Source organism: Actinotignum schaalii (genome assembly GCF_028864145.1).
Taxonomy (GTDB): Bacteria; Actinomycetota; Actinomycetes; order Actinomycetales; family Actinomycetaceae; genus Actinotignum; species Actinotignum schaalii_B.
This window is the reverse complement of record NZ_JARBHJ010000056.1, coordinates 1-7035: the sequence shown is the minus strand read 5'-3', so window position 1 is coordinate 7035 and position 7035 is coordinate 1. Positions and strand designations below refer to the sequence as shown.

Genomic DNA, 7035 nt, shown 5'->3' with positions numbered 1-7035 from the left:
ATACCCATATCAACATGGAGCGCCCGTGGGAAGACGGTCTAAACATCCGTAAAGGCCGGATCGGGAGCTAACGACACGCCGTCATTAGCAACTATTTTTGTCTATTAACCCCAAGTATGCAAAAACGTGGTGGGGCCGGCCCGAGAGAGCCAGCCCCACCACGTACTACGTTGCCGCACAATCGCGGCGCTACTAGTTACCGCAAAAACGGCGCTGCCTAGGTTGCCTAGGTGGTGTTACTTTTCCACCACGGCGAGCACGTCACGCGCGGAGAGGATGATGAATTCATCCCCGCCGTACTTGACTTCGGTGCCACCGTAGCGGGAGTACACCACAACGTCCCCCACCTTGACATCCATGGGAACGCGGTTGCCCTTGTCATCAATACGGCCCGGGCCCACCGCCAGAACGGTGCCCTCCTGGGGCTTTTCCGAAGCGGTATCGGGAACGATCAGACCGGAAGCGGTGGTCGTTTCTGCTTCAGCTTGACGGATAACAACGCGATCCTCAAGCGGCTTAATGGAGACCGACATGCGGCTCCTCCTTACTTCTCAACTCGTGCACTACAAACGCGCTCAGAACCGGGACCCGCCGTCGCGGGGGCCGGGCCCGCACTAAGCACAAGCCGTAGCATGAACTACGTCCGCTATTAAAGGTAAGCCGCACTTAGCACTCAGTCAAGGTGAGTGCTAAGGATTTGCGAAAAGCGAAGTTTCTCGCACGGCGCGCGCTCAACCGTAGGACTCCGGACATTCACACCTACCGCGCCGCGCACGCGCTTCCGCCGTTCCGCGCGCTCAGTTCACCTCATCGGGATGGGAGCTCACCCGCCCGGCTTCCCCGGCATCCAGCCCGGCAATCGCCTGCATTTCCGCGGCGCTGAGCTCGAAATCGAAGACGTCGATATTCTCCTCCATGCGCGCCCGGTGCGTGGTTTTCGGGAAAACAATATGCCCACTTTGCAGATGCCAGCGCAACGTGACCTGCGCGGCGGTTTTCCCGTGCGCGCGGGCCGCGGCCGCAATCGGCTCCAGTTCATCAAGCCCGTACTTGGACTGCCCCAGCGGCCCCCACGCCTCAATCTTGATATCGCGCGCGGCACAATACTGGGAAACTTCGCGTTGCTGGAAACGCGGGTGCAGCTCAACTTGGTTCACGGCCGGTACGACGCCGCCATCAGCCACGATGCGATTGAGATGCGCAGGTTGGAAATTGGATACGCCCACCGAACGGACCAACCCGGCTTCCCGGAAGCTCACCAGATCCTTCCACGCTTCCCCGTACAGCCCCTGCTGCGGTGCCGGCCAGTGGATGAGGTAGAGATCCACGTAATCAAGCCCGAGTTTCTCCAGGGATTGCGCCAGTGCGGCCGGCGCATCGGCCTGCCGGTCATTCCACAATTTCGTGGTGATAAAAAGCTCCTCGCGCGGGATACCGGAGGCCGCAATCGCGCGCCCCACCTCAGCTTCATTACCGTAAATGGCTGCGGTGTCAATATGCCGATAGCCGGTGGCCAGCGCCTCGCTCACCACGCGCTGCGCCTCCTGCGGCTCCACCAGGAAAACGCCGAAGCCGAGCTGCGGGATGGTGTGTCCGTCGTTCAATGTCAATGTCGGAATATTAGCCATATCACATAGTCTGCCAGGTAGGGGCAGCTCGCGCCAGGAACTCCCCCGGACGCGTTAGGCCCCGCCCGCCCGGGCACGCTAGGCTTGGAAGCGTGGAACAGCTCGACGTCGCCCACTGGCTCACCTCCCCCGCCGGGCAAGCCCTCCTCGCCACCATGCCGGCCCATAACGTGGCCGATGCTTTCAAACTTTCCACTGAGCTGCGCGAACGCGGGCTCACCCCCGAGCAAAGCTCCGCTGTTCTCACCCAGACCCGGCTGCGTGATGCCGCCCGCGCCAAATTCGGGGAGCGCGCCACCCGTATGTTCTTCACCGACGCCGGCCTCCAGCAATCCACCCGTGCCAGCGTAGCTCGCCAGCACGCCTCGGTTTTCGCCCGCGCCAACGTGCGCGAGGTGCTCGATTTCGGCTGCGGGATCGGGGCGGATTCCCAGGCTTTCACCGACGCCGGCCTGACCGCCCTGGGAGTGGAGCGTGACCCGGTTACCGCTCATTTCGCGCAGGCTAATGCCGGTTGCGCCGTCGTACCAACAGACGGATACGCCCTGCTCGGTAGCTATGAGAGCCGCGAGGGGCTGTGGCTGGATCCGGCGCGGCGCGATGCGCGGGGCAAGCGGATTTCGCACCCCGAGGACTGGCAGCCGGCCCTCAGCGATGCTATTGCGCTGGCGCGCGAGTTCCGGGTGACCGGGATTAAGCTCGGGCCCGGGATTCGGTGGGCGGATTTGCCCGCCGATGCCTTCGTCGATTGGGTGAGCGTGGACGGGGACCTCGTGGAGGCGGTGGCGTGGTTTGGGACGCGCGATCCGGGGCGCGGCGCCACGATCCTCACCGAAAAGCCCGGGCGCGCGGATGGCGACGGCGCCGCCACTTCCGCCACCGGGAACTTGGTCGGCTACTACCGCACCTGGCGCGGGGATCCGAGCCAGTCGGCCGCTCCCCTGCCGGCCCGGCCCCTGGATGCGTACCTGTACGAACCGGATCCGGCGCTTATGCGCGCGGGCGGCCTCGACCAGGTGTGTAGCGATTTTGATTTGGCTCCGATTTCGCCCGGGCTCGCGTATTTAAGCGGCGACGCCGTCGCCTCTCCGCTCCTCGCCCGTTTCAAAATACTGGACGTGCTCCCGCTGCACGCTAAAACCGTGGCTGCCGAGCTGCGCAAACGCGGCGTCGTGCGGGCTGAAATCAAAAAACGCGGAACCGATATTGACCCGGCGCTCTTCCGCAAACAACTCAAGCTGCACAAGAACGCCGGGGACAGCGCGGCCACCGTGATCCTCACCCGGATTCTCGGCGAGCATCGCGCTATCGTCGCCGAACGCGAAGGGTGGTAGAAGCTTAGAAAGCTACCAGATCGAGGGGCATATTCGTGTCCACCGTTATATCGAGGGGCGACGGCGCCCGCCCGCTGACCGCCACGCTGTACCCGAGGGCAGCAATCATGGCGCCATTATCGGTGCAGTAGCGCAGCGCTGGGATGCGCACGTTGATCCCGCGTTCGGCTCCGCGCTGGGCGGCCAGTTCCCGCAGCCGGGAATTCGCGGAGAATCCCCCGCCCACCACCAGGGTGTCACAGCCTTTATCTTCGCAGGCCCGCAGGGCTTTATCCGTGAGGGTATCGGTAATAGCTTCAGTGAAACCGGCGGCAATATCGGGAACATTGACTTCTTCGCCGCGTTCCTCCAGGCCCTCAATATAGCGAGCCACCGCGGTTTTTAGCCCGGAGAAGGAGAAATCGTAGCGGTGGCGTGCCTTATTCTTTCCACCTTCCAGGCCGCGCGGGAAACGAATCGCATCCCGGTTGCCGGTCCTTGAGAGGCGGTCAATATGCGGGCCGCCCGGGTAGGGCAGGCCGAGGAGGCGCCCCACTTTATCGAAAGCTTCACCAGCGGCATCATCCAGGGTGCCACCCAGCTCCGTCACATCCCCGGCAATATCACGCACGTGCAGAATCGAGGAATGCCCACCGGAAACCACCAGGCCAATGAAGCTCTCCGGGAAGGGCCCGCTGGCCAGCTGATCCACCGCCAGGTGGCCAATAATATGATTAACGCCGTAGAGCGGAATGCCCAGCGCCAAGGCCAGGGATTTCGCGGCGGAAACTCCAACGGTCAGCGAACCAATGAGCCCCGGGCCGGCGGTTACCGCAATCGCATCCAGATCGCCCAGACCCACGCCGGCCTTCTCCAGGGCCGCCTTCAAGGTGGGAACCATTTGCTGGAGGTGAGCACGCGAGGCAATCTCCGGGATAATGCCGCCGTAGCGGGCGTATTCATCCATAGAAGTGGCGGTCACATCCGCCAGCAGCTCGCCGTCGCGTACGATCCCGATCCCCGTTTCATCACACGAGGTTTCGATTCCCAAAACTGTTGTACTCACGCCCGCCAATCTTACTCCTTTAATGCTCATTCCTCGCCGGCGCCTGCCTGCTCACCAACTCCAGTTTCCGCATCGCTGCGCAGCGCGCAACGCATAATCGTGGCATCCGCCCCGTGATAGTAACCCGGGCGCCGCCCCACCGCGGTAAAGCCACGCGAGGCGTAGAGTCCGGTGGCAATCGGGTCGTCCGAGCGGACCTCCAGGAACATGGTTTCCCCACCCGCATCGCACGCCAGAGTCATGAGGTCATCCAGGAGCGCTCCGCCCAGGCCCTGCCCGCGCACCGCCTGCGCCACCGCGAGGGTGAGGATTTCGGCTTCCACCCCCAGGCTCACCCCGCCGGCCGCCAGGATAGGAGGATGCATATCATCGAGCGCGTTAATAGAGGCAGCAGTATCGCCTGGTACGTCGGTGAGTGTGTAGAGCAAGTAGGCTTCGCTACTGGCCCGCAGCGCCTGTTCCCAGGCTCCGCGCGGCCAGGCCTCCCGCGGCCCAAATTGCGCGGCGTCGAAACGTGCCAGGTCACGCGCCCAGGAAGGATCGGCCACCACACGCCGCACCGGCACATCGCGCCAGTGCCGCGGTATTTCACTCGCCATCGCGCGCCTAGCTGCCGAGGTAACCGCTGCCCGCCGGCTGGGCCACACCCTGCGCGATATCAGGGCGGCGCAAATACTGCGGCTCGGTATCGAGCGCCTCACCCGCCGCGAGCTTCGCACCCGCACGCGCCACCATGAGCTCCGGTTCACATTCCACCACGCGCGCCCCGCTCAGTTCCGGATACATATCTCCATGGGATACGACGACGCTGGTATGTTCCCCACGCAATGCAGGTACCTCGGCCGGGCGAATAATCCGGGGGCCGTCCGTCACGGTGAGTTCGCCGCGCGCCGCGCTCTGGGCAGCCGGTGCTGCTTCTGCGCTCAGCACATACAGTTCCTTACGCCGGGCATCGATGACCGCGAGCGCGCGGGTGGCTCCCTCGCGCAGCGCGCCCAGGGCCCGCACTTCCAGGGAGGAAACGCCGTAGAGCGGCACATCCCAGGCAAAAGCAAGGGTGCGGGCTGTCACCAGGCCGGCGCGCAGCCCGGTAAAAGCCCCGGGGCCGGTCCCCGCCACGATGGCATCGGCGCGTTCTACCCCGGCTGCTTCCAGGACTGCCTTGACCATCGGGGTGAGGGTTTCGGCGTGGTGGCGCGAATCCGGGGATACTTCGCGGGCCAGAGTGGCGATCTGCCCGGCGGCGCCGTCGTTCCCCAAATGTTCCACGCGGACCAGGCCCACCACGGACAGGTCGCTGGTATCAATCGTCAAAATATTCATGAAGCATTCTCCTGGTGATACGAGGCGAGCAGGTCTGCGGCGAGCTGGCGCGAACGCGGGCCGGAAGCGCGCAGGCTGAGGGTGCGCGGCGAATCGACGTACAGGTCGAGCACATCGCTGCCGGCCGCGGCGCCCACGGGCCGTTCAATATCGATATCGAGGCGGTCATTGGTGAGGACCTCGGTTTTGCCCTCGCCCCATTCCACCACGGTGGCGGATTCTTCCAGGGAGGAATCCAGGTCCAGGGCGTCCAGTTCTTCCAGGGAGGTGAGGCGGTAGGCATCCACGTGGACGAGGTCGGGGCCGCCCACCCGCGAGCGGTGCACATTGGCGATCACGAACGTCGGGGAGGTCACGCGCCCGCCCACGTTCATACCTTCCGCAATTCCGCGGGTCATTGTGGTTTTTCCGGCGCCCAGCGGCCCGTTGAGCATGATGAGGTCGCCGCCGCGCAGGAGTTTTCCGAGGGCGCAGCCAACGGCGTGCATCGCCTCGGCGTCCTCAATAAGGATCTTCTCAGTCACCGTGCTATTCTACGTCGCTTCGAGGCCGCGGGCGTAGGTCGCGTGGGTGCCTACTTCACGTACAGGCGCGGGACCCGGGCCGCCACTCGAGTGATAATCTCATAAGAAATCGTGCCGCTGGCCAGCGCCCATTGCGCGGCGCTCACCTCCCCGCGGGCCGGGTCACCAAAAAGCACCACCGGGGTGCCGGCAGGCAACGGCCCGTCCAGGCGCACCACAAACTGGTCCATGCACACCCGCCCGGTGATGGGCGAGCGCTGGGCGGCCGCACCCTCCCCGACGGTGACATAGCCCTTATTGGACAGTGCCCGCGGAACCCCATCGGCATATCCCAGCGGTACGACGCCGAGCACGGCCCCGCCATCCACAACGACCGTGTGCCCGTAAGAAACGCCGGCGCGGTGGGAAAGCTGGCGGGTGGTGAGGAGTTCGGATTCCAGGCGCATGGCGGGGCGTAAGCCCAGGTCAGAGGCGAGGGTGCGTCGCGGTTCGGGGCTGAGCCCGTACAGAATAATGCCGGGGCGCACCATATCGTAGCGGGCCTGCGGGTGCCAGAGCACCCCGCTGGAGGCGGAAAGGTGGGCCAAGCGCGGGGTGAGGCCGGCACGTGCGGCGAGGCTGCGGGCTTCGTCGAAAGCGGCGATCTGGCTGGTGGTGGCTTCGCTATCCGGGTCATCCGCGCAGGCCAGGTGGCTCCAGATGCCGACGACTTCGAGGTGCCCGGCGTGTTGGTGTTCGGCGAGCAGTTGTGCGGCCGCGGGGATATCTTCCAAGTTGAAGCCCTCGCGGGTCATCCCGCTATCCACACTCAGGTGAACCCGGGCGGTGTGGCCGGTAGCTTGCGCGGCCCGCGCCACCGCCTCAATCATCCAGGTATCCCCCACCGAGAGTTCAATTCCGGCTTTCAGCGCGGGGCCGAGGTCACTATCGGGCGTGTAAATCCAGGAGAAAACCGGGGGCAGGGCCGGGTGGCCTGCCAGCGCCTCGCCTTCAACTGGCCGCTCCCCCCATTCCCGGACCAGCGCGAGTGCTTCGGCAAGTTGGGCAACCCCGAGGTAGTCCGCTCCCGCGCCCGCGCATGGGCGGGCGGCGGGCACCAACCCCATGCCCTAGGGATAACCCATGATAAACGCCCCGATTTTTTGGGCCGGGAGTTTGGCCCGGTCCCGGGTGTGGGTCAG

General features: G+C 64.9%; 8 protein-coding genes. 1 reads left to right on the top strand and 7 read right to left on the bottom strand.

Annotation, left to right across the window (positions count from 1 at the left end; genetic code table 11):
- Positions 1-236: 236 nt before the first annotated feature.
- Together groES and PWJ82_RS09285 are read right to left on the bottom strand one after the other, a co-directional pair.
- The gene (gene groES, locus PWJ82_RS09290) at positions 237-533 is read right to left on the bottom strand and encodes a co-chaperone GroES (protein WP_016443059.1); all 297 of its coding nucleotides are present in this window, start codon (positions 531-533) and stop codon (positions 237-239) included.
- Between the two features lie 264 nt (positions 534-797).
- Positions 798-1628: an aldo/keto reductase gene (locus tag PWJ82_RS09285; RefSeq protein WP_274736387.1), complete on the bottom strand. Its 831-nt coding sequence runs from the start codon at positions 1626-1628 to the stop codon at positions 798-800.
- A gap of 92 nt (positions 1629-1720) precedes the next feature.
- On the opposite strand from PWJ82_RS09285, the gene PWJ82_RS09280 reads away from it, so the two are divergent.
- Positions 1721-2962, top strand: a complete 1242-nt coding sequence (locus PWJ82_RS09280; RefSeq protein WP_274736385.1) for a class I SAM-dependent methyltransferase — start codon at positions 1721-1723, stop codon at positions 2960-2962.
- Positions 2963-2966: 4 nt separating this feature from the next.
- Here PWJ82_RS09280 and tsaD read toward each other — a convergent pair whose 3' ends face one another.
- From tsaD to alr, 5 genes are read right to left on the bottom strand one after another with little or no spacing between them, the layout of a single operon-like run.
- A complete protein-coding gene (gene tsaD, locus PWJ82_RS09275; protein ID WP_274736384.1) occupies positions 2967-4037 on the bottom strand; it encodes a tRNA (adenosine(37)-N6)-threonylcarbamoyltransferase complex transferase subunit TsaD in 1071 nt (356 codons plus the stop codon).
- Entirely contained in the window at positions 4034-4606 is a 573-nt protein-coding gene (locus PWJ82_RS09270; RefSeq protein WP_274736383.1) for a GNAT family N-acetyltransferase, read from the bottom strand. Before PWJ82_RS09270 ends, tsaD begins: the two co-directional genes overlap by 4 nt.
- Positions 4607-4613: 7 nt before the next feature.
- Positions 4614-5330: a tRNA (adenosine(37)-N6)-threonylcarbamoyltransferase complex dimerization subunit type 1 TsaB gene (tsaB, locus tag PWJ82_RS09265; protein WP_274736382.1), complete on the bottom strand. Its 717-nt coding sequence runs from the start codon at positions 5328-5330 to the stop codon at positions 4614-4616.
- Entirely contained in the window at positions 5327-5854 is a 528-nt protein-coding gene (gene tsaE / locus PWJ82_RS09260; protein ID WP_035276466.1) for a tRNA (adenosine(37)-N6)-threonylcarbamoyltransferase complex ATPase subunit type 1 TsaE, read from the bottom strand. The genes tsaB and tsaE overlap by 4 nt, the downstream gene beginning before the upstream one ends.
- 50 nt (positions 5855-5904) lie before the next feature.
- A complete protein-coding gene (alr, locus tag PWJ82_RS09255) occupies positions 5905-6960 on the bottom strand; it encodes an alanine racemase (protein ID WP_274736379.1) in 1056 nt (351 codons plus the stop codon).
- Positions 6961-7035 lie beyond the last annotated feature (75 nt).

What these genes read in the sequence shown, in the direction of transcription:
- groES (WP_016443059.1), bottom strand. Translation starts at nt 533, where the DNA reads ATGTCGGTCTCCATTAAGCCGCTTGAGGATCGCGTTGTTATCCGTCAA.
- PWJ82_RS09285 (WP_274736387.1), bottom strand. Translation starts at nt 1,628, where the DNA reads ATGGCTAATATTCCGACATTGACATTGAACGACGGACACACCATCCCG.
- alr (WP_274736379.1), bottom strand. Translation starts at nt 6,960, where the DNA reads ATGGGGTTGGTGCCCGCCGCCCGCCCATGCGCGGGCGCGGGAGCGGAC.
- tsaD (WP_274736384.1), bottom strand. Translation starts at nt 4,037, where the DNA reads ATGAGCATTAAAGGAGTAAGATTGGCGGGCGTGAGTACAACAGTTTTG.
- tsaB (WP_274736382.1), bottom strand. Translation starts at nt 5,330, where the DNA reads ATGAATATTTTGACGATTGATACCAGCGACCTGTCCGTGGTGGGCCTG.
- PWJ82_RS09270 (WP_274736383.1), bottom strand. Translation starts at nt 4,606, where the DNA reads ATGGCGAGTGAAATACCGCGGCACTGGCGCGATGTGCCGGTGCGGCGT.